20 protein-coding genes and 1 pseudogene are annotated in these 24,012 nt (G+C 49.0%); 3 read left to right on the top strand and 18 right to left on the bottom strand.

The window, feature by feature from the left end; genetic code table 11:
• Positions 1–21: 21 nt before the first annotated feature.
• Positions 22–135: a 4Fe-4S binding protein gene (locus tag HNQ56_RS07790; RefSeq protein WP_429144474.1), complete on the bottom strand. Its 114-nt coding sequence runs from the start codon at positions 133–135 to the stop codon at positions 22–24.
• Between the two features lie 59 nt (positions 136–194).
• The gene (locus HNQ56_RS07785) at positions 195–326 is read right to left on the bottom strand and encodes a hypothetical protein (protein WP_429144359.1); all 132 of its coding nucleotides are present in this window, start codon (positions 324–326) and stop codon (positions 195–197) included.
• 162 nt (positions 327–488) lie between these two features.
• On the opposite strand from HNQ56_RS07785, the gene HNQ56_RS07780 reads away from it, so the two are divergent.
• From HNQ56_RS07780 to HNQ56_RS07770, 3 genes and pseudogenes are all read left to right on the top strand, one after another.
• Positions 489–1,061, top strand: a complete 573-nt coding sequence (locus HNQ56_RS07780; protein WP_429144357.1) for a TetR/AcrR family transcriptional regulator — start codon at positions 489–491, stop codon at positions 1,059–1,061.
• 1 nt (position 1,062) lies between these two features.
• Positions 1,063–1,596 carry a flavodoxin domain-containing protein gene (locus HNQ56_RS07775; RefSeq protein ID WP_429144355.1) on the top strand — a complete coding sequence of 178 codons (534 nt, stop codon included), beginning with the start codon at positions 1,063–1,065 and terminating at the stop codon, positions 1,594–1,596.
• Between the two features lie 81 nt (positions 1,597–1,677).
• A pseudogene (locus HNQ56_RS07770) lies at positions 1,678–2,523 on the top strand (AraC family transcriptional regulator).
• A 385-nt stretch (positions 2,524–2,908) separates the two neighbouring features.
• Here the strand turns inward: HNQ56_RS07770 and HNQ56_RS07765 are convergent.
• The 16 genes from HNQ56_RS07765 to HNQ56_RS07690 form a co-directional block, all read right to left on the bottom strand.
• Positions 2,909–3,925 carry a protein-glutamate methylesterase/protein-glutamine glutaminase gene (locus tag HNQ56_RS07765; RefSeq protein ID WP_429144353.1) on the bottom strand — a complete coding sequence of 339 codons (1,017 nt, stop codon included), beginning with the start codon at positions 3,923–3,925 and terminating at the stop codon, positions 2,909–2,911.
• A 17-nt stretch (positions 3,926–3,942) separates the two neighbouring features.
• Positions 3,943–4,758, bottom strand: coding sequence for a CheR family methyltransferase (locus tag HNQ56_RS07760; RefSeq protein WP_429144351.1), 816 nt, complete (start codon positions 4,756–4,758; stop codon positions 3,943–3,945).
• Between the two features lie 31 nt (positions 4,759–4,789).
• Complete coding sequence (locus HNQ56_RS07755) at positions 4,790–5,146, bottom strand: response regulator (RefSeq protein ID WP_429144349.1); 357 nt, start codon at positions 5,144–5,146, stop codon at positions 4,790–4,792.
• 9 nt (positions 5,147–5,155) lie between these two features.
• Positions 5,156–5,626, bottom strand: a complete 471-nt coding sequence (locus tag HNQ56_RS07750; RefSeq protein WP_429144347.1) for a chemotaxis protein CheW — start codon at positions 5,624–5,626, stop codon at positions 5,156–5,158.
• 36 nt (positions 5,627–5,662) lie between these two features.
• On the bottom strand, positions 5,663–7,816 hold the full coding sequence (locus HNQ56_RS07745; protein WP_429144345.1) for a chemotaxis protein CheW: 2,154 nt from the start codon (positions 7,814–7,816) through the stop codon (positions 5,663–5,665).
• 57 nt (positions 7,817–7,873) lie between these two features.
• Positions 7,874–9,694 (bottom strand): methyl-accepting chemotaxis protein, encoded by a 1,821-nt coding sequence (locus tag HNQ56_RS07740; RefSeq protein WP_429144343.1) that lies wholly within the window; start codon positions 9,692–9,694, stop codon positions 7,874–7,876.
• A 292-nt stretch (positions 9,695–9,986) separates the two neighbouring features.
• Complete coding sequence (gene hisS, locus HNQ56_RS07735) at positions 9,987–11,231, bottom strand: histidine--tRNA ligase (RefSeq protein ID WP_429144341.1); 1,245 nt, start codon at positions 11,229–11,231, stop codon at positions 9,987–9,989.
• Positions 11,232–11,320: 89 nt separating this feature from the next.
• Positions 11,321–13,678, bottom strand: a complete 2,358-nt coding sequence (locus HNQ56_RS07730; protein ID WP_429144339.1) for an FtsX-like permease family protein — start codon at positions 13,676–13,678, stop codon at positions 11,321–11,323.
• Positions 13,679–13,680: 2 nt separating this feature from the next.
• Positions 13,681–14,436 (bottom strand): ABC transporter ATP-binding protein, encoded by a 756-nt coding sequence (locus tag HNQ56_RS07725; protein WP_429144337.1) that lies wholly within the window; start codon positions 14,434–14,436, stop codon positions 13,681–13,683.
• Positions 14,437–14,550: 114 nt separating this feature from the next.
• A complete protein-coding gene (locus HNQ56_RS07720; protein WP_429144336.1) occupies positions 14,551–15,885 on the bottom strand; it encodes a sensor histidine kinase in 1,335 nt (444 codons plus the stop codon).
• A complete protein-coding gene (locus HNQ56_RS07715) occupies positions 15,882–16,556 on the bottom strand; it encodes a response regulator transcription factor (protein WP_429144334.1) in 675 nt (224 codons plus the stop codon). Before HNQ56_RS07715 ends, HNQ56_RS07720 begins: the two co-directional genes overlap by 4 nt.
• Positions 16,557–16,585: 29 nt before the next feature.
• On the bottom strand, positions 16,586–18,193 hold the full coding sequence (gene hemZ, locus HNQ56_RS07710) for a coproporphyrinogen dehydrogenase HemZ (protein WP_429144332.1): 1,608 nt from the start codon (positions 18,191–18,193) through the stop codon (positions 16,586–16,588).
• Between the two features lie 20 nt (positions 18,194–18,213).
• A complete protein-coding gene (locus HNQ56_RS07705; RefSeq protein WP_429144330.1) occupies positions 18,214–18,867 on the bottom strand; it encodes an MBL fold metallo-hydrolase in 654 nt (217 codons plus the stop codon).
• A gap of 63 nt (positions 18,868–18,930) precedes the next feature.
• Positions 18,931–21,228 (bottom strand): RelA/SpoT family protein, encoded by a 2,298-nt coding sequence (locus tag HNQ56_RS07700; RefSeq protein WP_429144328.1) that lies wholly within the window; start codon positions 21,226–21,228, stop codon positions 18,931–18,933.
• A gap of 72 nt (positions 21,229–21,300) precedes the next feature.
• Positions 21,301–21,825: an adenine phosphoribosyltransferase gene (locus HNQ56_RS07695; protein WP_429144326.1), complete on the bottom strand. Its 525-nt coding sequence runs from the start codon at positions 21,823–21,825 to the stop codon at positions 21,301–21,303.
• A 183-nt stretch (positions 21,826–22,008) separates the two neighbouring features.
• A complete protein-coding gene (locus HNQ56_RS07690) occupies positions 22,009–24,006 on the bottom strand; it encodes a single-stranded-DNA-specific exonuclease RecJ (RefSeq protein ID WP_429144325.1) in 1,998 nt (665 codons plus the stop codon).
• Positions 24,007–24,012: the final 6 nt, after the last annotated feature.

The following is a 24,012-nucleotide window of genomic DNA, read 5'->3' as shown; positions in this document are numbered from 1 at the left end:
TGAATAAAGCCTTGTGCTGTATCACAATTGAAATATTTCGGCGGCCTTATCCATATTTACCATTACGGGGACGGAAAACGGACATTTGCTCTCACAACTTCCGCATTTGATACAATCAGAGCCATGTGCCGCCAGTTCTCTGTAATGTTGGCCTACTTCCCTTATTTATCGCATCTTCATCCATAAGGGCAATATCAGGATATTTTGTAATGGCAAACCATAATCTTTTTAACCGGGTAATTCCAGAAAGTCAGATGCAGTTCCTCTCCCACGATGACCAGCTCTCCTATGGCAAGCACACCGCTTCTCCGCATTTGAACTGCCAAAGATGGGACTATATTCTTCTCTTCTGTCGCTATTCCATTCTTCTAAATACTAAATATTGATGCAAATAGCTTGACAAAAAAGCAAATATCAAATAAACTGTTTATATAACTCATTTATATAAACAGTTTATTTGATTTGTCTTAAAAGGTAGGTGTTGTATTATGCCAAAACAAAGGATCACAAAAGAAATCGTAATAAGTGCTGCTTTTGAGCTCATGAGGGAGGGCGGCACAGAACAGGTATTAGTCAAAAATATCGCCCGGAAAATTGGCTGCTCGGTACAGCCGATTTACAGCTACTTCAGCAATATGGAGGGTCTGCGCAAGGATCTGGAAGAACAGGCCGCTGTTTTTACCAGGGAATATATTAAAGCCCGTATTGACAAAGATGATTTATTTCGCAGCACCGGCTATGCCTATGTCCGGCTTGCCAGGGAGGAGCCGGGAATATTCAAAATGTATGTATTGCGCCAGAGAGATAATATTGCGTCACTGGACGGTCTGTATCAAAGTGAAGCTAATCCGGATACCGCAGAGCTTATTGCGGATGCATTGCATATCAGTAAGACGGATGCCCGGGAATTGCATACGAGGATGCTGATCTTCAACGTAGGGATTGGTACCATTCTGACCAGCACCTCTCCCGGCATTCCCCCTGAGGAGATTGCAGAACAGTTAGAGACAGCTTATGAAGCCTTTTTAAACCAAATTTTAAGAAAGCAGGAGGAGAAATAAGATGCAAAAAGCAGTGGTAATATACAAGAGCAAAACCGGTTTTACAAAGAAATATGCCCAATGGATTGGTGAGGAATTGAATTGCGTGTCCATCCCCTATTCTGAAGGCAAACGCATTTCTCTTGAGGATTACGACATCATAATCTTTGGCGGCGGCCTTTATGCCGGAATGATTAACGGTTTGAAATGGTTTAAGGGAGAGCTGCCAAAGCTTCACGGGAAAAAGGTCGCCATCTTTGCCACCGGTGCTACTCCGCCCGGTGCTCCCGATATAGAGAATGCCTTGAAGAGGAATTTCACAGAGGAGGAATTAAACAAAGGGAATATCTTTTATCTGCAAAGCGGCCTATGCTATGAAAGGATGAGCTTCACCGGTAAATTAATGATGGCTCTTTTCCGTAAAATGCTGAAAAAGACCGAGGGTGAAGACAGTGAGGCATACCGGATGGTACAGCAATCATACGATTATTCTTCAAAGGATGCCATTCTCCTACTGACTGAGTATTGTAAAAGGCCGGTTGGAACTGACGCTTAATCTCTCTTCTTTGTGCATGGAAAGAGAGGACAAAAGACAGGCTTACAGATAAAATAAAAAAGAACTGAAGGAGTGAATTGCATGGAATGGATTGATCGTCTGAATAACGCCATCCGTTATATTGAAGAACATCTTACGGAAGAAATTGACTATGAACAGGTTGCTAAGGTTGCTTGTTGTTCCACTTATCATTTTTAAAGAATGTTTGCCTATATGGCAAATATTCCTCTCTCCGAATATATCCGCCGCAGGCGCATGTCCCTGGCAGCAGCAGACCTGCAAAGCGGTGAGAAGATTATTGATGTTGCCATGAAGTATGGCTATACTTCTCCCACAGCCTTTAACCGTGCTTTCCAAAGCATACATAACATTGCGCCGTCACTGGCTAAAAAGGAAGGGAGTCCAATGAAATCATACCCGCCCATCAGTTTCAAAATAACCATCAAAGGAGTGGAGGAATTGAATTACCGCATGGAAGAGAAAGAAGCCTTTCGCATCGTTGGCGTGTCCCAGCCCCTATACAGGGAGATTGAAAAGAATTTTACCATTGTCCCGCAGATGTGGCAGAAGGCTGTTATGGACGGAACCCTGCCGAAGCTGGCATCCTTGATGAATCATCCCCCCATGGGGCTTCTGGGGGTAAGCACCTGCAATGATAAAGAAGAATGGAAGTATTTTATTGCTGTCTCCAGCTCCCTGCTCGTCGAGGAAGCCCTGGAGGAGTATCTGGTTCCGGCTGCTACATGGGCGATTTTTCCCGGTACGGGACCCAGCCAGTCCATTCAGGAGCTGGAGCAGCGCATCGTAACAGAGTGGCTGCCCTCTTCCGGCTACGAATATGCCAACGCACCAGATATCGAGGTTTATTTAAACGCTGATCCGAATAATGCGCAATATGAGGTATGGATACCTGTTATGAAGGGATAACCTGGAGGAAAATTACAGATATAAAATCCTTTCCGGAGAAGGAATTGGCTTTCGGCTATATATCATTACCGGAGCAAGCCGTTCCTCTTACTCGTCATATAAGAACCGGAGAGAAAACCCATCCTGGATTTTCCCTCCGGTTCTTATTATTCCGTTCGCTCTGCCGCATCTTATTGTTGATTTCCCATTTCAAAAGCTTTTGTTTTAGGTTCATTATCCGTTAAGTCATTCAGGCAAGGTATCACATTTTCTTTCAATTCAACGTTCAACAAAATACTCCTTTCGATTATCGGATCAATTACTTAGATGAACGTTTCTTCTTGATTTTACCACCCTATTCCCTCCTGCCGCTTTATGATTTCTATATTGTTTATAAATACATTCCTCAGCCCAGCATCTGGCAGATGGAATACGCCACATTATCCAGAGAGGTCTGCTTCTCCACCGCTCCGATATTAAATGCCACCTTGGGCATTCCATATACGACGCTGGACTGTTCATCCTGGCCGATGGTTCTGGCGCCCATCTTCCGCATGGCCAGCAGGCCCTTGGCACCGTCATAGCCCATTCCCGTAAGAATAACGCCCACCGCGTTGCTTCCGGCTTCCCTGGCCGCAGACTCAAACAATACATCCACAGACGGACAGTGCCCGTTCACCTTCTCTCCCGCGTAGCACTCCACCTTATACCGGTCTCCGATTCTGCGGACGATCATATGCTGATCCCCCGGCGCAATAAGAACCTGTCCCTGCTCCGCATAATCCCCGGATCTGGCTTCCTTCACGGACAGATTCGTCGTCTGATTCAGCCGGTCTGCAAACATCCGGGAGAAGTTGGGAGGAATATGCTGGACAATAACAATTCCGGGGACATCCTTCGGCAGGTTCTTCAGAATGGAGAAAATGGCCTCCGTTCCCCCGGTGGAAGCTCCAATCGCTATTATTTTTCCCTTTCCGGCGATCCCCTTGCTAACAACATTCCTGGCGGAACCAGCTTCCCGACTGTGTACCTTTGCGTGCGCAGCTATCCTGATCTTAGTGATCAGCTCATTAATAAAGTTCTCCACGCTGCTGGCGGAGGACATATTCGGTTTTCCGACAAAGTCCACAGCCCCCGCATTCATGGCATCAAACACGGTTCCCGAAGCAGAGCTGACCACAATAATCGGCAGGGGATACTGAGGCATCAGCCTCCGTATAAATTCTATGCCGTTCATCTTAGGCATCTCAACATCACAAGTCATAACATCCGGTTTTGCAGAAATTATCTTATCCCTGGCATCGTAAGGGTCACTGGCTGCTGCCACAACCTCCATCTCCGAATCAGAGGATAGCCCCCGCAGCAGCACTTCCCGGAACAGCATGCTGTCATCAACGATAAGAACTTTTATTTTTTTTGGCATCAAACAGTTCCCCCTGTTTACATTTTTCTGTAGATCGCCGGCTGTACATATCGGAACCGGGTTGCTTCGCGATTTAACGATTCGGAATGCCCAATAAACAGATAACCCCCGGACTCCATAAAGTCATAATATTTATTCACCAGCTCATTCTTTGTCTTCTCATCAAAATAGATCATTACATTCCTGCAGAAGATCGTATGAAATTTCTTCCGGAAGGGAAAGACCGGTTCCATGAGGTTGAATTTTCCGAAAATCACCTCATTGCGAAGCTTCTCTGTAATCACCGAGTTCTCATTGTCCTGCTTTATTGTATAATTACTTCTCCACTTGGCAGGCAGAGTCTCCAGCTCCTTATTGCTGTATACGCCTCGTTTGGCTTCCTCCAGCACCTTGTTGGAGATATCCGTAGCCAATATCTTGGCATCCCAGTACATCTTGTCCCTGCCGAAATATTCATCCAAAATCATAGCCAGGGTATAGGGTTCTTCTCCGCTGGAGCAGCCGGCGCACCAGATGCGCAGATCCCGGTCCGTCACAGCGGCAGAAAGATAAGGAAGGACGACTTCCTTAAAATAAGCAAAGTGATCCGCCTCCCTCATAAAAAAAGTATGGTTTGTAGTTATTTTATCCAGCAAGGTAGAGACCGCCGCACCGGTGGTATCCTTAATCACATAGTCATAATATTCGGTAAAGTTTTTAAAGCCTTTTTGAAGCAGCTCGTTCTGGAGCCTTCCAATAACCAGGGTCTCTTTCTCCGGCTTCAGATAGATGCCATAGTTTGTCTTAATATAGGTTGATAATTGGTCAAATTCTTTTTTGGTAATAGTAATCAAAACTGCTCTCCTCTAATTGTTCAGGCTCAGCCTAATGCAAGATCTTATTCAGGGTCTGAATCACATGATCCTCCTTAAAGGGCTTGACAATAAAGGATTTGGCACCATTCTGTATCGCCTCCATCACCATACTCTCCTGGCCCATCGCAGAAACCATTACCACCTTGGCTTCGGGATCAAAGGCCATGATCTCCTTCAATGCTTCCAGGCCGGTCATATCCGGCATGGTGATATCCATCGTCACAATGTTCGGCCTGAGCTCCTTGTACCTTTGCAATCCGATCCGCCCGTTCTCTGCCTCGTCTACTATAAAGTCATACTTGATCAAAACATTCCGAATCGCCATTCTCATAAATGCTGCATCGTCAACAACCAATACTCTCCTCATACCTTACTCCTATCCCGCATCATTCTCTTCCAAAAGCCTTTCACAATCTAAAAGGAGCTTGACCGTTCCGCCAGCCTTGCCGATTTTGCGAATATAACGATTTTCCGCCTCCCGGTTCATCTGGGGCGGGTCGACAATATCCTCCTCCGGTATGGTCAGAACTTCTGTCACCTCATCCACAATCAGGCCGATGGAGATATCATTGATATCAATTACAACAATACAGGTTCGCTCCGTATATTCCAGCACATCTTTTTTGAAACGCAGCCTGATATCCATAACAGGGATAATCTTCCCTCTTAAATTAATAATTCCCCGAACATACTCCGGCAGCTCCGGAATCTCTGTAATAGCCTGCAGGCTGATGATCTCTGTCACATGTCTGATCTCAATTCCATAACATTCGCTGCCGACCAGGAAGGTAAGGTACCGGTCCTTCTGGGTATCTTCCTCATTTAAACTATCATAAACTTCCGCCATTATATTTTCCTCTCCTTCCTCATCACTGTAAACAGATCAATTAAACATCCTTGCAATATCCAGAATAAGACTGATACTGCCGTCTCCCAGCAGGGTACAGCCGGCAAGTCCCTTCAGCTTCTTAAAGTTCAGAATGTATTGAGGCAGCGCCTTCACTACCACCTGCTGCTGGCCCAGCAGCTCATCGGCAAAGATGCAAGTGGTCTTCTCATCCTGCTCTACCATAATGATAATGCCCTCGGAGAACTTTGTAATGTCCGTCTTGACCTTATACAGCTCATGAAGGCGGCGTATGGCATAGCATTCCCCTCTCACCATAATCATTTCATTGCCGTCCGGGTCATAAATGATATCTGATTCCTTAGGACGGAAGGATTCCTTGATGGATATGGTAGGCAGGGTATACCTGGACTTTCCCACCTTGATGTTCATGCCGTCAATAATGGCAAGGGTCAGAGGAATCTTCAGGGTGATTGCCGTTCCCTTATCCATGATGCTGTCCACGGACAGAGCTCCGCCCACCGCCTCAATATTCTTGGATACCACATCCATTCCTACTCCCCTGCCGGAGAACTCCGTCACCTTTTCCTTAGTGGAAAAGCCGGGAAGCAAAATCAGATTATAGATCTCCTTATCCGTCATATCCTCTTCATTCTTCATCAGGAGCTTATTCTCCCTGGCCTTGCGGAGAATCTTCTCCCGATCCAGCCCTTTACCGTCATCCCTGACAATAATAAGAACATCTCCGCCGGCATTCTTCGCTTCCAGCGTAATGGTTCCCGTACGCTCCTTGCCCTTTGCCAGCCGCTCCTGCACGGTCTCAATACCGTGATCAACACAGTTGCGGACCAGGTGCATCAGCGGGTCGGAGATATGTTCGATAATGTTTTTATCTACCTCTGTCTCCTCGCCGATAATCTCCAGCCTCACATCCTTATCCAGCTTCTTGCACATATCCCGGACAATCCGGTGCATCTTGATAAAGGTGGCGGACAGGGCAACCATCCGGATGGACATTACCATATCCTGAATTTCACTGGTTATTTTATTCAGTTGATTTGCTGCCTTGGAAAAATTATTCAGCTGAAGCCCCTTAAGATCCGGGTTCTGGATTACCATAGCCTCTGCGATTACCATCTCTCCAACCATGTCCATCAGCTTATCCAGCTTCGTTACGCTGACGCTGATGATACTCTGGGCGGAGCTTCCGGAAACCGCACTCATTTCATGATGCTCCGGTCTGGCCGCCTTACCGTTTTCCCCGGCTTCCTTCTGAATCGATGATAGATCAACGGAAGCATTTGCCTCGCCCGACCCGGTAAACTGAGCCAGCTTCGTGTTCCCCTCCAGCTGCGTCAGCTCTATATCCTTTAAAAAGATAGTCTGCATGAAGAATTCATGCATTTCCTTATAATCCTTATCCGTCTTGCAATAGATCTGAAAACCGTTTTTGCGAATCACATCAACGCTTTCATCACTGTCTATGATATCTGCCGGAACATAGAACAGCTCCCTGACAAAGCCCTTCATATGATGAATAATGGTATAGGCGCGGATGTTCTCCATCTCACAGCCCTCATCAAAGTGAACAATCGCCTTATAGGCGTATCTGGCCGGCAGTATATACTCACTGCCGTTCCTCAGGGTATCAGCCGTTCGGACGAAAGCCTCCCCGGCTTTTGCTGCTGTTCCGGTACTCTCCGCCTGCTTCCGTCCCAACGCATCGGCGGCTGCGGCTTCCGCTGCTTTGACCGGTGCTGTTCCCGCCGCATCCATATTCCTGCTTTTCAATTCTGCAAGAAATGCCTTGATTTCAGCGACCAGTTCCTCCGCAACGCCGTCGGCCTGATTTCCATTCTTGATTTTGTCTACCTCGGTCTTCATAAAGTCAACTCCTTCCAATACCAGATCGGAAAGAGCCGATAAATTAATCTGTTCCGGCGAATCCTTACGGATATAGAAGAACAGATCCTCCATGGAATGAGCCAGCTTGGTAATGCCGTCAAATAACATCATCGCCGATGAACCTTTAATTGTATGCATAATCCGGAAAATTTCATTGATGGAATCCTCAGAATAACCGCTTTCCTTCTCACCCGAAAGAATGGATTGTTCCAATTGCTCTAATAGCTGGGAAGTTTCAAACAAGTACATTTCTAATAATGGTTCCGCGGAAAATTGATCTGACATTCATTTTCCCTCCTTCTTTATTTTCATTCTGTTAATCGTCGCTGTGGATCAGTGCTGCTAATACTTGCCGAAATCCCTATTATCAGTTAATGTAATTGCTGATTTGACATATTCCCCGGTTCCGGCGGCCTTCTCACCGCTTTCTTTGGTTCCTCTGCTTTCAAGCCTCCTTAGAACTTCCGGGTTCAACTCATGGTTTCTTCTCCCCGGGTCCTTCCCCCTGGTAAGCTTATATTTACTCACTGTCTCTTTCAAAACAGATGCCTGGCTTGACAGCTGTTCACTGGCTGCCGCACTTTCCTCCGCCGTAGCCGAGGTGGTGGCTATCCCCTGGGATACCTGCATCACACCCTGGCTGATCTGCTGTATTCCCAAGGCCTGCTCATTGGAAGCCACGGCGATATCGCTGATCAGAGACGCAACCTCTTCCACACCGTCCACAATTCTTCCCAGCGCTTTAGCCGTCTCTCCGGCGATTCTGGAGCCGCCTTCCGCCTTCCGGATAGAACCTTCGATCATATCCGTGGTCTCCTTCGCCGCACTCGCCGAACGCGCCGCCAGACTCCGGACCTCATCGGCAACTACCGCAAAGCCCTTGCCGTGCTGACCGGCCCTTGCCGCTTCCACCGCCGCATTCAGCGCCAGTATATTGGTCTGGAACGCAATATCTTCTATAACCCGGATGACCTTGGAGATATTGGTAGAGGAGCTGTTGATATCCTCCATTGCCTTTAGCATCTCCTGCATCTGAACATTCCCCTGCTCCGCATTCCGCCTGACCGTCTCCGCCACTTCATTGGCCCTGCCGGCATTTCTGGCATTCTGCTCCGTCTGGGCGGAGATTTCCTCCAGAGAAGCTGTCAGTTCCTCGACTGCGGCCGCCTGCTCCGAGGCACCGCGGGATAGGGATATGCTGGATTCGGATACCTGCCCGGAGCCTATTGCCACTTGGTCCGAGGCTGTAGCAATTCCCCCCAGCATAAGATTGTTATTATACACCATTTCTGCCAGCTTCTTACCCAGCAGATCTTCCTCAGACCTTACCTCTACCTCCACCGTCAGATCCCCGGCCGCGATACGTTCCGCGGTCTGTGCCTGTTCTCTGATATTGGCAATCATTTTATCAAAAGCGCTGCCAAGTATACCGGCTTCGTCTATCCGATCAATGCTGGCACTGACATTTACATCCCCAAGAGCAAGACGGTCTGCGGCAGTGACCAGTTGATTAATGGGATCACTGATGCCTTTGGCAAGCTTGCTCGCCAATATGACACATGCCACGACGGATACTGTAATCAGAAGCAGAATGGCTGCGGTCAGCCATATTACAAGGCTTTTATTTCTCTGTGCCCTGCTGCTCGCCGCGTTATTATTCGTAGTAAGTAAATGCTCCAGATTATCACGCAGCAGGCTGCCGGTTTCATCCGAATCTACCAGCATAATTTCCACTGCGCGGTTCATATCACCCTTCTCTACAGAAGCCATGATCTCTTCCATATACTCCTTATAAAGATCCCATTCCTTCCTGACATCATTGAATACAGCGGGATCCTCATCATGCATCCGTCCTTCATAATTCAGCAGCAATTCGTCAATAGTTCCCATGAAACTCTCCAGTTTCGCCAGAACATCCGCTTTTTGCTGATCTGTCTCTAACACGGTCAGTTCCAGAGTATTATAACGCAGCCGCTGAAAATAAGTTCCTGCCGCACTGGAATAGGTCACGCCCAAAGTATTCTCATTATACAGCAAGCCGTCGGCATTACTCATAGTCCATAAACCGGCTATGCCGCAGATACCAAGAATAGCACCCATTGCCTCTATGATCAAAGCACACAAGACCAATCTTGGGTATATCTTCATATCTTTAAACTTCATAGCAACCTCCCTCTGTTTTTAACAGCATCCGGATATTCTGTGTTTCCGCCCGAAATATCCGCTTTTGCATATAGGAACTGAACTCTACTATATATATTTCGATACTTCCGTTTATCACCATTATAGTAATTTAGTGGCACATTGTCAATATGAGCATTTTCTTGTCGAATATATATTTTAAACAGGCTTCCACGCACAAACCGGGGCTCAGAGGGCAGAATTGAGCAAAAAAAAGGAACCACAGAGGGGCCCTCACATACGCTTGCAGGGATGCCCTCTATGATTCCATTGATTATAGAAAATATTCAGCAAGCCGGTCCAGATCCATCTGGGTCTGTTCTCCCGTCTGCATGTTTTTGACGCAGGCTTTATTTCCTGCCAGCTCATCGGCACCAATAATGACTGTATTCTTCGCACCGATTTTGTTGGCGTACTTCATCTGGGCCTTGACACTGCGATCCATATAATCTGTCTCCACAATGATTCCTTCGCCGCGCAGCTGCTGTACCAGGGAGAAGGCGGACGCTCTGCACTCCTTGCCGAGAATTCCCACATAAAGCTCCACTTCCGGTTCCGGAGCCAGCTCCACACCCTCCGCCGCCAATTCATTAATAATCCGCTCAATTCCAAAGCCGAAGCCCACTGCCGGAATATTCTGCTTCTCATCGATCTCATGAACCAGATTATCGTATCTGCCGCCGCCGCACAGCGTAAAGCCTTCCTCATTCACGAATTCAAACACCGTCTTTGTGTAATAATCGAGTCCTCTTACAATTCCCGTATCCACCTCATAGGGAATCCCAACCTTATCCAGAAGCTCTTTCAGCTCCTCAAAATGTGTCCGGCATTCCTCATCCAGATACTCTATGGTTCTGGGCGCATCCTTTACAATAACCTTGCAGGAAGGCACCTTACAGTCAATCACCCGGAGAGGGTTCTTCTGCATCCTCTCACGGCAGGTGGGACAAAGCTGCTCCTCATGCTGCTTCAGATAGGCAAGCAGAGCCTCGTTATAGGTCTTCCGGCAGTTCCCGCAGCCAATGCTGTTGATATGGAGATTTGCCCCCTTCATCCCCAGCTCCTTCATAAACTCCGTTAGCAGGGAGATCAGCTCTACCTCTGCCAAAGGACTTGCGGAGCCCAGGAATTCGATTCCGAACTGATGATGCTGGCGAAGTCTGCCGCTCTGAGGATTCTCATAACGGAAGGCCTGGGTGAAATAGAACAGCTTAATGGGCTGGCTCTCGCCGTACAGTCCATTTTCCAGATAGGCTCTTACCGCACCGGCCGTTCCTTCGGGCTTGAGGGTAATACTGCGGTTTCCCTTGTCGTCAAAGGTGTACATCTCCTTCTGGACCACATCTGTGGTCTCTCCCACTCCCCGCTGGAACAAAACGGTGTGTTCAAAAGCAGGAGTTATAATTTCCTTCATATTATATGCTTTGCAAATTCTTCTGGCAATCTCTTCAATCACGGTACGTTTGTGCATATTGGAGCCGTACCAGTCCTGGGTACCCTTGGGTCTTTGTGTAATCATATTCTTCCTCCGAATGTCTGACACTATTATTAACCTATCTTATCACATCCTGTCTGATCCGTAAACCTCCTGTTTGCCATAGATGGTTATCAATCGAAGAGCCTGATGGGAGTTATTCTGCGAATTCTGAGGGATGCCAGCCATATGGTCACCGCCGAAACCAGAAGCATGCCCACAGGGACAAAAAGCATATGCCAATAGGGAAGTATCAGATTGACCCTCCGTATTCCGTTGCCCGCCAGCAGCATCTGGGTGAAGGAATTCGACAGCAGAAGCCCTGCCCCCAGACCCAGGATGCCTCCCAGCACGATCACCGGCAGATAGCTGTAGCCCACCTGTCTGATCAGCTGTGCGGCCGTATACCCCAGAGCCTTATATATCCCGTACTGCCTCTGCTCCTTGAGAAGCTTCACCTTGATTAAGAGCAGCAGGATCAGCACGACCGTAATTACGGTGATGCCCCCGCATAAGGCGCAGATGGCCACAATTGATCCGTGGAAGGATTCCATCACCACATTGATATTATCCTCTATATTCATAATTAAGATGTTCCCGGCTGCAAACTCTGTACTCAGCGCTTTAATAAAGTCCTCCGTATCCGTCCCCTCCGTCAGATACATAATCGCCATATTGATTTTGTAATCCGGGTTCAGACGCCTCACTCCCTCCAGCGTAAGGCTTGCGCCTCTTCCCAAATTGCTGATATGCTGCTTTACGCCGACAATCAGATACTGTGCCTCCCCTCCAAAGGAGGACACCGTTACGAAGCCGCCCAGCTCTAGGCCCAGCTCCTGCAGGGTTCTGCTGCTGACCATGATCTCATTTTCATATTCCGCCAGCCGGCCAGCCATCAGGGTATCCGCATCTAATTCGGAGAAATCCTCCATGATCTCGACGCGCACCTGCGCCTCTCTCTCCCCGTTTTTAACCAGCATCTCCTCCGCATTATAATCCAGCAGCCTGCGAACCTCTTTCTTTTCCCTGATCTGATCCGCGATCCGGTCATAATCCGCCGCCTCCGCCCATACCTGCACCTTTGCTGTCGGTAAGCCTACCAGATTCATCATCGCTGTATCATCAATCACAAAATTATAGTACATTCCGACGGTATAAACACAGGCAAAGCTCAGCAGGGAAATAATCACCGCCATTACAAGATTCTGTTTTTTATTATACAGCAGCCCCTTCATGCCAATGGCCAGATTCAAGGGCAGTCCTGATTTCTCCAGGGGAAGGTAATTCCGCTTGAAGCTGTGGGTTTCGATGCCGTCCCGCAGGGCGGCCAGGGGCGTAATCTTCTTTAGCTTCCTTGCCGTCATATTCGTTACGGTAATAATCAGCAGCAGATTCACCAAAGCACTGGCAAGGGCGGCGGGAACGCTGATACGCCCTGCCCACCGCAGGCCGATGGATGCCGATATCATATTCCCCACCGGGGAAGTGACCGCTACCGCCAGGAGCAGTCCTGCCAGAATCCCCACCGCCGTAAGCAGCAGAAACTCAAGCAATAAGGCATATTTAATCTGTTCCGCCGTATACCCCACCGCTTCCAGGGAGCCGATGTTCTTGATATTCTTCTCCAGATGGACCACCACAGAGAACCGGATCACCACCAGGGCAATGGCCAGCAGAATCAGGGAAAATGCAATTAATACCACCATCAGGATCTCGGTGAACATGGTTACTCCCTGTTTTAAGGTATCGAAAGGAAGAATAGCCAGAAAGTCATTTCCGTCAATTTCCTTTCCTTTGAATTCAAGCAGAAAGCTTCTCTCGAATTCTCCTCCGTCGATTCCCTCAAATTGGAGATTAATTAGGCTATGCTTTGCCATATCCCCCGCTTCCTCCCTCAGCTTCCGGAAAGTCTGGTCATAGACAAAGAACTGATACATGGAAACATTGCTGGGTGAGGCAAAGATCACATTCTCATAGAAGCCTGCAATCACAAAGGTGTCACTACGGTTTTCCGTTTTCATTACCAGCTCATCCCCCGTCCGGTACTGCTTCGAGGTCTTCAGTATATAGGGCACGATAATGCCGTTCTCCGGCCTTGGGGACAGCTCGTCGATAATGGACAGACGGTTGAGATGATAGGTGTCCTCTGCATTTAACATAATCGTGATCAGATTGCTCTCCTTCTCGTCCCTCATTCTGTTTCGAAACTTCGGAGAGGTGTAATAGATGCTGTCATGGACTTCGTACCGGTCGATATCCTCTCTTTGATCAAGGATGGAAATCACCTTCCCCATGCTCGACGGTCCGGCCAGCAGCGTACAGTCCGCTCCGTGAAGCTCCTCATTCCTGGCATCTACAAAGTCTCCAATCTGATTTTCCACGGCGATTCCGGTATACATCAGCAGGGTGGATAGTATGACCAGAAGAACCAATACGACGGAAGAGGCAAGGGATCTTTTTATATTGTTCCGGGCAATTAAATACAGTTTCATGCCTACCACCCCATCTTCCGAAGGAATTCATGAAGCACGCTGTTTCGCTGTGCATCCTCCTTCTGAAAAGCGCCCAGGCGGCATTCGTCTATGATCACTCCATCCTTCAGATAGAGGATGCGGTTTGCCCTTCTGGCGGTCTTGATGTCGTGGGTGACCATAACCACGGACTGCCCCTGTTCATTCATCGCGGTGAGGATGTCCAGAACATTGACGGCGTTCTCCGAATTCAGGGCCCCCGTGGGCTCATCGGCAAATACAATCTCCGGCTTATTGATCAGCGCTCTCACGATGGCTGCCCTCTGTGCCTCTCCGCCGGAGAGCTGGGAGGGGAATTTGCTATAGCATTGCTCATCCAGTCCCACCTGGGCCAGAAGCTCCTTTCCCCGCCGGATTACCCCCCTGCGGTCCCGGTTGATCAGCAGACCGCTGACCAGTATATTATCCAGAACGCTCATGGTTTCATTCAGATACATCTGCTGGAAGACAAAGCCGCAGTGGGATCTGCGGAAAACGGCCAGCTTATCATTGGAATAACGGCTTATCTCGGTGCCCCGGAAGATAATCTCCCCAAGGGTGGGACGGTCCATGCCGGACAAGGCATAGAGCAGGGTGGATTTGCCCGACCCGGAGCTGCCCATGATAACAGTGAAATCCCCTTCTTCTATTTGGATGTTAAGATTTTTTAGCACATGCTGCTGTATGCTCCCAGTGGAGAAGGTCTTGCACAGCATCCTGGCTTCCAGTATTATTGCCATTTTGTATTCCTCCATATAATTTTGATAACTTTATTATACTTGCGGAACCTGATCCAGTCTTTTTCCATTCCTTATGAAATTCTTATCCGTTTCTTAAATCTCTCACTTATGCCCTCAGGCCAAACGGAGGAGCAGGCTGACTACAAAGCCCTGGTCACAATAGATTTCAAGGCTTCCCCCCATCCCCTCCATGAACTGCTTCGCCAGGTACAGGCCCAGTCCCGAGCCGCTTGTGCCGGAGCTGTTCCTGCCCCGGTAGAACTTCCCGCAGAGCAGGGGGAGCTCGCTTTCCTCCACGCCCTCGCCAAAATCCCGGAGGGTTACTCTCAGATATCCCTGTTCTACCGCGCTGCTGACTTCTATATGGCTCTCCGTATATTTATAGGAGTTGTGAATGATATTGTCGATGACCTGGCTAAGCCGGAGGGCATCGCAATAAATCAGGCATTCCGGAACTGGATTCACCTTATGTATTCTCTTTAAATGGTTCATCTGCCCCAGCATATCGTCAAGAATGGTGCTCATCTCTTCCCGGCAGTCAATCCTTAGGGCTGTGAGATCCTCCAGGGTCGCATGGAACATATCGCTGATCAGATGGTCGATCATATCCGCTTTCTCATTAATGATCCGGGCTTTTTGTACGGTATCCGCCTCACCGCTTTTGACGGTAATCAGTTCACAGTATGCCTTGATGGTGGAAACCGGAGTCTTGATATCATGGGACAGCCCGGCCACCAGCTCCTTCTTGCTCCGGTTTGCTTCAAACTCACCCTGTCTCGCTTCCTTCAGTTCCTCCCTCATTAAATCAAAGCTCTCCGTAAAGGCCCCGAAATAATTCTGCCTGTACATGGGGAGGGGAAAGTCAAGATTTCCTGCTGCCACATGGGATGCAAAGCCCTCCAGCTTCCGAAACGGCCTGATAAAGCGGATATAAATAAGACCGCCTAATCCCCAGACAAACAGCAGCAGTCCTGTAAACACTGCCGCGGCCACCCGGAATAAACGGTTCCTGCGTGCTTCCTCCGCCGCGTTATCCGGCGGAAACAATATCTTTCCGATCATTACATCCTCTTTTTTGAGGTCTATGATGGCGGCCCGGTCAGCCAGGCCTTGGTAGAGAATTCTTTCATATTCGGGATTACTGCACAGGACAAGCTCAAAACCCAAGGCAGCCGTCTCCGTTTCCATCCCTGCTTCTATCTCTGCCTTTATCTCCGTCTCTATCTCTCTTATCTCTGCTCCTGTCTTTCCTTCTGCCCTCGTTTCATTCTTGGCTTCGGCCTCGGCCATGGCTTTTTCCCGAATGATCTTCTCCGTTTTTTTTACAATTACATTCATCCGGGCAAGGTCCGCCCCGGGAAGCTCCTGCTTCCGGAGAGATCCTATCGTCAGGCAGAAGCATCCCAGGAGGAAAAGACTTATTCCTATCATCCACCGTCCCAGCTTCATAATTCCAACCGATACCCGGTTCCCCAGATGGTCTTAATAATCTCCGGATGATTCGGATCCCTTTCAATTTTTTCTCTCAGCTTCCGGATATGTACATTCAAGGTGCCGTCGCTGAAGAATTCGTCTCCCCAGACATTGGCAAACAGCTCATCCTTGGTTATCACGGTATTGGGATGGCTGAAGAGGTAGAGAAACAGCTTGAATTCCTTATTCTTCAGCTCGATTTCCCTGCCCTCTATATATAATTTCCTGGCCTTAATGTCCACCCGTATCCTTCCCGCCTGCTCCGGCAGAGTTTCTCTGGCCTCCTCAAGGCGCTTCAATACCACCCTGACCTTGGCAAGCAGCACGCTAAGGGCATAGGGCTTCTTTATATAGTCATCGCCGCCGATGTTAAGGGCCATCAGAATATCGTCATCACTCTGTCTCGCACTGATAAAAAAGATGGGAACATCAGAGAATTCACGTATTTTCCTGCACAGGGAGAATCCGCTCTCCTCCGGAAGATTGATATCCAGCAGGATCAGTCTGACCCTATGCTGTTTTAGAAACTCCAGGCAATCCTCCGCGTTAGTCACATATTCCGTCTCCACGCCAAACAAATTAAAATACTCGCAGGTTGCAACCGCAAGCTCCTTTTCATCATCCACGACCAGACAGGTATATTCCACGCCTTGCCCTCCCCTCTCTGCACATCCTTCTATGACAGCTTTGACCGGTTCTCTTCTATAAAATTCTTCTTTTTTTCAATCAGTTCATCAATTCTGCCGATGTAATCTGTAATGCTTTTTACATTGTCTACCCGCTCCAGGCGGTTCTCCTCCGGAAAGATGAATTTGGACATCCCTCCTGCACCAAAGGCCAGGATGGTCTGCTTCTCCTCCATGATGAGAATATTATAGATTCCCTCCCTGCCGGGCCTGGCATACCCCACATTCTCCAGATTATCCGCCATGTTCTTCTGACGGTAGAGATAATAAGGAACATAGCCGTTCTTCTTCGCATACTCCTCCGTCTGCTCCAGCATCCGGGAGACCTGAACCGCGGGGCAGTCCGAATATGCTTCCTTCTCCAGATTCAGCCTGGCTGCACGCTTTACCGCCAGGGTATGGACCGTCAGGCTGTCGGGATTCAATTCCTTAATCCGGCGGAGGGTATTTGCCACATCCTCCGGGTCCTCTCCCGGCAATCCGATTATAATATCCATGTTAATATTATCATGTCCCGCTTCCCGGGCCAAAAGGAACGCCTCCTCCACCTGCTCCACGGTATGCTTCCTGCCGATAAGATCCAGGGTCTTCTGGCTCATGCTCTGAGGATTAATGGAGATCCGGTTCACACCCCATTTCTTCAGCACCTTCAGCTTCTCCGGGGTTATGCTGTCCGGTCTCCCTGCTTCCACACAGAATTCTCTTACTCCGGAGAAATCATAGAGTTCCTTCACCTGCCCCAACAGGCGGTCCAATTGCTCCGCGCTCAAGGTCGTAGGGGTTCCCCCTCCCAGATATACGGTCTGAAGTTCTCTCTCCGGGAAAGCATCTGCAAAAGCAGAAACCTCCTTCTCCAGCGCCTCCAGGTACTTATCCACAGTATCGGCATACTTTGTGACGGAATACGAGGGAAAGGAACAATAGAGACAGGTGCTGGGACAAAAGGGTATTCCGATGTAGATACTGTATCCTCTCTGATATTCCAGCGCATCCAGAAGCGCCATCTCCCGTCCTGCAATCTCCATGCTCAGGGCAATCTTGCTGTCAGTGCAGAGATACTCCCTGCGCATCTGCTCATAGATCCCATGCTCTGTCTCTCCCTGCTTCAGCATCTCATAGACCAGCTTGGTGGGCCGGATTCCCGTCAGTATCCCCCAGGGCAGACTCCTGCCTGTCTCTTTGGACAGCATCCGGTATAGGAAACGCTTCATACTGTTTTTATATTCGGCTTTGGAGAACCTCTCCGGCATCGGCTGATGCTCCTCCAGACAGCCTCCGTTCTTCCCTGTAAGACTTATCCCCATCTCCCCGAACCAGAAACATATCTTAATCAGATCGATTCCGGCTCCCGGCCGGAACATCTCTTCCGGAACCCGGCTCACCAAATGCTCATTTTCTTCTCCATAACGGCCCGGATGCCTTCTCTCTTCTCCGGAAGAATCCCCTATAGCAGGGGATTCTTCCGGAGAATAAACCTTGACGGTCTCTTCGGGATAAAAAGCCTTTACTAAAGGATATACATCATTTTCACTTACATTCCCGGGAATGGATGCACCGCCGGCAATATATGCTCTATCTGACAATATTACTTTTATCATTCTTCTACCTGTACCTTTGTTTACTCCCAATCCGTCCAGCTGCCATTCAGATATACATTATTCTCTCTCTCATATCCGATGGTGGTCGCCCGCCCATGACCCGGATACACCATCACGGAATCCTCCAGCGGCATGAGCTTTTGCTGAATGGACGCAATCAGCTGCCTGCTGTCTCCCGTAGGCAGATCCGTCCTTCCAATGCTCTCCCGAAAGAGAGTATCCCCGCTGAACAATAATTCATGCTTAGGGAAATAATAGCATACTCCTCCCGCCGTATGCCCTGGCGTGTGGATTACCCGTATGGTAAAGCCCGCCAGCTGCAGAACCTGGTCATCCGTCAGCAGTACCTCCGGTACCAGCGTACATTCCCTGCGAATCTGGGAAGAAACATTCCTACGGGGATCCGCCAGAAGCTCCGCCTCTTGTTCCGATGCATGAATCGGTGCCGAGGTAGCGGACGCCAGCTCCCGTGCGGCTAAAATATGGTCAAAATGACCATGTGTGAGAACGATTCCTTTGCACACAAGGTCATTTGCCTTCAAATACTGTTCTATTCTGTCGGCCTGATCCGCCGGGTCAATTACAATAGCTTCCTTTGTTTCCTGGTTATCGATGATATAGCAATTCGTCTGTACCATGCCCAGAACCAGGGTCTTTAAATTAAAACTGTTCATTTGAACCTCCCGAGATTCATTATTTTCAACGAATCTTTGCCCGCCATTCTCCGCGGGTCTTTGCTAACCGGCTGTGCGCTCAATATCCAATATGCTCTCCACATTTCTGATCTTCGCAATAATCTCATTCAGCTGTTCCTTGCCGTTAATATCAAAACCGATGCTGATGGTTGCCTTCCCCTGCTTGCTGGTTCTGACATTCATCGAGGTCACATCAATCTTGTTCTCCGTCAGCACCTTGGAGATATCCACAAGAACGCCGGTACGGTTATTGGCATAAATTCGGATCTCGGCACTGTACACACCGCCGCTGTCCTTGCCGTCCGCCGCTATATTCCATTCCGCATCGATGAGTCTTGCCCTGTCCTCCTCCGGGAGGTTAATCACGTTGATACAATCCGTCCGGTGAATGGACACCCCTCTGCCGCGGGTTACAAAGCCTACGATCTCATCTCCGGGTACCGGGCTGCAGCAGCGGGAAAAACGAACCGCCAGATCATGGATACCCTCTACCACAATACCGCTTTTGGATTTCTTCTGCGGAATCCGTTCCTTGATCTCCTGAACCGCTTCCAGGATATTCTTATCCGTGATGTTCTTCTTGTTCTTTTTATTATATTCTTCCAGAAGCTTATTCACAATCTGGCCTTCCTTCAAGCCGCCGTGGCCCACGGCTGCCAGAACGGAATCCCAGTCACGGAAGCCGTATTTGCGCATGACAATATTCATAAATTCCGGCTTCAGCAAATCACTGAGAACAATGCTCTTGGTCTTGCAATAGGAAGAAATCATTTCCTTCCCTTTATTGATATTGTCTTCCTTTAACTCGGTCTTAAACCACTGGTTAATCTTATTCTTCGCCTGGGTGCTCTTTACAATGGAAAGCCAGTCGCGGCTGGGCCCTCTGGAGTTCTGGGAGGTGATAATCTCAATCCGGTCGCCGTTCTGAATCACATAGTCGATGGGCTCCAGCTTCCCATTCACCCTGGCGCCTACCATCTTATTGCCTACCGCGCTGTGAATGGCATAAGCAAAATCAATGGGATTGGAACCGGTGGGCAGAGTCTTAACGTCCCCGGTAGGCGTAAATGCATATACGCTTTCCGAAAACAAATCAAAATCATTCTTAATCAGACTTAAGAATTCCTTATTATCCGACATGTCCCGCTGCCACTCCAGAACCTGACGAAGCCAGGTCAGCTTCTCTTCCTCGGAATTGGCGGTTCCTGCCTTGCCATCCTGCCCCTCCTTGTATTTCCAGTGGGCGGCAATACCGTATTCTGCGGTGCGGTGCATGTCATAGGTGCGGATCTGTATCTCAAAAGGCGCACCCTTCGGGCCGATCAGTGTCGTATGAAGGGACTGGTACATATTGGGCTTGGGCATGGCGATGTAATCCTTAAAACGCCCCGGAATAGGCTTATACATCTCATGAATTACCCCCAGCGCCGCATAGCAATCCTTTAAGGAATCTACGATAATCCGAACCGCAAATAAATCATAGATCTGGTCCAGGGTCTTATCCTGGTTCACCATCTTCTTGTAAATGCTGAAGAAATGCTTAATCCGCCCGTCAATCTTAGCCGAAATCCCGGCCTCCTCGATATGGCTGCGGACATCGCTAACGATATCATCAATATATGCCTGGCGCTCGCTTTTCTTAATGGAAATCTTCTCTGCCAGCTCCTTATAAACCTCCGGCTCCAGATACTTCAGGCTCAGATCGTCCAGCTCTATCTTGATCTTGGAGATACCGAGACGCTGGGCAATGGGAGCATAGATATCCATGGTCTCCCGGGCCGTCTCCCGCTGCTTGTAAGGCTCCTTGTATTTCAAGGTCCGCATATTGTGAAGGCGGTCTGCCAGCTTAATCAAAATAACACGAATATCCTTCGCCATAGCCAGGAACATTTTTCTCAGATTCTCCGCCTGCAGCTCCACCTTATCCATGTCGTAATTTAACTTGGTCAGTTTGGTAACACCATCCACCAGCAGCGCAATTTCCTCCGAGAACATAGTGGTAATCTGGGCTATGGTAAAATCCGTATCTTCCACAACATCATGCAGAATTCCGGCGACTATGGTCTCCTTATCCAGCTCCAGCTCCGCCAGAATGTTGGCAACGCACAGAGGATGGATGATATAGGGCTCACCTGACTTGCGGAACTGGTCCTTGTGGGCGTCTCCCGCCAGACGGTATGCCTTCTCCACCATGGAAATATCCGCGGAAGGGTGATAGCTTCGGATCTTATCAATCAGCTTCTGATACAGGGCTTCCGGCGCAGTAAAATCAGCCGGTGCCTTGAGCGTTACCGACGCGATCGTCTCTTCTTTCCCTGTTACTTCCTTGAATTCTTCCATGATTATCACCACCCTTCCCTGCAGAGCCAATGAGGCTGATTCATTTATTTCAATAATAACATACTATTTTATTTAGTGTCCCTCATACTGTATCACGGCATCCACATCGTACTGGGCCAGCCTCTTCCGGCCATTTAAGCCCATTAACTCCATGAGGAATACAATCTTCACCACTTCGCCCCCAAGCATCTCCACCAGCTTGGTAATGGCTTCAATGGTGCCGCCTGTGGCAATCAGGTCATCGATGATCACTACCTTCTGCCCCGGCTTAATGGCATCCCGGTGCATCTCGATGGTTGCCTTGCCATACTCCAGGTCATAATCCATGGAAACGGTCTCGCAGGGCAGCTTCCCCTTCTTACGCACCGGCACAAAGGCTTTATTCAAATTATAAGCAATGGGAACGCCAAAAATAAATCCCCTGGATTCCGGCCCCGCAATCACATCGAACTCAACTCCTGCCAGCTTCTCCTGCATCTGATCAATGGCCAGCTTCAGCCCATCCCTGTCCTGCAACACGCTGGTAACATCACGGAATATAATTCCGGGCTCCGGAAAATCCGGTATACTTCTTACGTACTCTTCTACCTTCTTCATTCTAAAACCTTGCCTTTCTTAGGGTTCCCCTACCTGCAATTTATTACATCATCCGCATTCTTCTTTTATAGATGCTTATTATATCACTAGTTGCAACAATTCGTAAAGAATATTTCATTCATCCATTGAAAATTTTACTTAAAAATGACACAAAACCAGGAAAATCATCACATTTTCCAGAAACTACCGATAATTCTGGATGACCAGCTGCACATTCCGGAAACCGTTATATTCATTGATTTTAGGAAAATAGGTGATTGCCAGGGCGGCTTGCAGGCTTCTGCCGGTGCGGAGCTTCTGTGCCTCTTCTTCACCGTAGGCCGCTGCAATATGGGAAAAGAATTCATCCACATCCCCAAAATAAATCGCTTCCATCTCCCTGCCGTATTTATTAATCAGCTGCATCCGGATACCGCTGGCGTTCCTGCCAATGATGAAAGCGGATTTTACCCGAAGCTCCTTCTCTGCAAACAGAGGCTTTTCATTCCCTTTGCCAAAGGGCTCCAGCTGCTTCAGCTCATGGATCAGGGACTCATTGATGTATCCCAGGGGCAGATGGATATCAATGGACACCTTGGGTACCAGCATCTCCCAGGTAAGGGCGGTATTCCTATTCAGCTCCCTCCGCAGAATATCCACATTCTCCGGCACCAGGGACAGACCTGCCGCCATGGGATGTCCTCCCACCTTGAGGAACAGGTCCTGACATTTTCTCAGCTCCTCGATCATATTATACTGCTCGATGGATCTCCCTGAGCCCTTGACGCCGTTCTCCGCATCGGTCAGCACCAGGGTCGGCCGGTGATAACGCTCCCTGATCCGCCCTGCGATGATTCCAGCGATGCTTTCGTGGCAATTCTCCAGATAGACCACCAGAACCTTGTCTTCCTGCAAAGGGGTTTCTTCAATGAGCTTCACCGCCTTTTCCACATTCCGGGCAGTCATTTCCTTGCGAAGCTCATTCAGACCGCGAACCTCCTCTGCCATAGCCAGAGCGGTCTCCTCCGTCTCGGCCAGCAAAAGCTCAAGGCCCTTCTTCGCGGTATCCAGCCTTCCGGAAGCATTGAGACAGGGACCGATGATGAAGCCGAGATGGAAGGTGCTCAGCTGCATCCGGTCAATGCCGCTTACCTCCATCAATGCCAGCAAGCCTTTGTTTTTTGTTTCTTTCAGCAATTCCAGGCCATGCTTTACAATAACGCGGTTCTCTCCCGTCAGCTCCATCACATCACAAACCGTTGCAATTGCAGTATAGGATAACAGCTCCTGCTCCAATTCTTCCCGGTTTTCCGGATTATCATACGTAAACAGGGCACAGCAGAGCTTGTAAGCAATGGCTGCGCCGCACAGTCCGCTATAGGGATAGCTGCAATCGGGCCGGTGCGGATTGACCACCGCATCCGCCTGAGGCAGACGCACCTTGTCCATACAGTGAACTTTACTGCCGTCTTTTATCGGAACCAGAAGCCGGGCCGCCTCGCCGCCTTCCGGCATCTCCATCTCCGAGATTGACAAATCTTCGGAAGTTGACTTTTCTCTTTCTGATACCGTCTGCTCCGCAGCCGCCGCTTCTGAAACTGCCTTTTCCAAATCGGTCTGCTCCACAACGGCCTCTTCTATAACGCTTTCCTCTTGATCCGGCTGTTCTGCAATCTCCAACAGGCTGTGGTGGTCCGTAATGATAACCGTCATTCCCAGACTCTTAGCCAGCTCCACCTGCTCCAGGGCAACAATTCCGTTGTCACAGGTCAGAAGGGTATCAATCCCTTCATTATATGCAGTATCCACCATCTGGTTATTCATTCCGTAGCCGTCCCGGATCCGGTCCGGAATCTCATAATCCACCAGAGCACCGAGCTGCTTCAGGCTCCGGTACAGCACATAGGTTGCAATGACACCGTCCACATCATAGTCCCCTATAATCCGCACTCTCTTGCCCTGGGCAATTTTCTGCCGCAGGATTTGACAGGCTTTTTCCATCTCCTTCATCAGGAAGGGATTATGTAAATCAGCAAGCTTGGGATGCAGAAAGGCCTCTATCTGTGCCGGCTCCTCCAGCCCTTTATTGACAAGGCAGCGTGCCAGAACCTCACTCACGCCGCACTCCTTCACAATGCGATCAAAATCCGCTTTCTTATTTTTAATTACCCAGTTCTCCACCCGTTCTCCGTTCCGCTGCATTGCAGA

The sequence above is a fragment of the Anaerotaenia torta genome (assembly GCF_050433395.1).
Lineage (GTDB): Bacteria > Bacillota > Clostridia > Lachnospirales > Lachnospiraceae > Mobilitalea > Mobilitalea torta.
Note: the sequence above shows the minus strand (reverse complement) of the source record. Positions and strands in the feature narration are given on the sequence as shown.

Coding starts and splice junctions, on each gene's coding strand:
- HNQ56_RS07700 (WP_429144328.1), bottom strand. CDS start 21,228: ATGGAAGAATTCAAGGAAGTAACAGGGAAAGAAGAGACGATCGCGTCG.
- HNQ56_RS07745 (WP_429144345.1), bottom strand. CDS start 7,816: ATGTCAGATCAATTTTCCGCGGAACCATTATTAGAAATGTACTTGTTT.
- hemZ (WP_429144332.1), bottom strand. CDS start 18,193: ATGATAAAAGTAATATTGTCAGATAGAGCATATATTGCCGGCGGTGCA.
- HNQ56_RS07690 (WP_429144325.1), bottom strand. CDS start 24,006: ATGCAGCGGAACGGAGAACGGGTGGAGAACTGGGTAATTAAAAATAAG.
- HNQ56_RS07775 (WP_429144355.1), top strand. CDS start 1,063: ATGCAAAAAGCAGTGGTAATATACAAGAGCAAAACCGGTTTTACAAAG.
- HNQ56_RS07725 (WP_429144337.1), bottom strand. CDS start 14,436: ATGGCAATAATACTGGAAGCCAGGATGCTGTGCAAGACCTTCTCCACT.
- HNQ56_RS07755 (WP_429144349.1), bottom strand. CDS start 5,146: ATGAGGAGAGTATTGGTTGTTGACGATGCAGCATTTATGAGAATGGCG.
- HNQ56_RS07740 (WP_429144343.1), bottom strand. CDS start 9,694: ATGAAGTTTAAAGATATGAAGATATACCCAAGATTGGTCTTGTGTGCT.
- HNQ56_RS07765 (WP_429144353.1), bottom strand. CDS start 3,925: ATGCCAAAAAAAATAAAAGTTCTTATCGTTGATGACAGCATGCTGTTC.
- HNQ56_RS07695 (WP_429144326.1), bottom strand. CDS start 21,825: ATGAAGAAGGTAGAAGAGTACGTAAGAAGTATACCGGATTTTCCGGAG.
- hisS (WP_429144341.1), bottom strand. CDS start 11,231: ATGATTACACAAAGACCCAAGGGTACCCAGGACTGGTACGGCTCCAAT.
- HNQ56_RS07780 (WP_429144357.1), top strand. CDS start 489: ATGCCAAAACAAAGGATCACAAAAGAAATCGTAATAAGTGCTGCTTTT.
- HNQ56_RS07720 (WP_429144336.1), bottom strand. CDS start 15,885: ATGAAGCTGGGACGGTGGATGATAGGAATAAGTCTTTTCCTCCTGGGA.
- HNQ56_RS07750 (WP_429144347.1), bottom strand. CDS start 5,626: ATGGCGGAAGTTTATGATAGTTTAAATGAGGAAGATACCCAGAAGGAC.
- HNQ56_RS07730 (WP_429144339.1), bottom strand. CDS start 13,678: ATGAAACTGTATTTAATTGCCCGGAACAATATAAAAAGATCCCTTGCC.
- HNQ56_RS07705 (WP_429144330.1), bottom strand. CDS start 18,867: ATGAACAGTTTTAATTTAAAGACCCTGGTTCTGGGCATGGTACAGACG.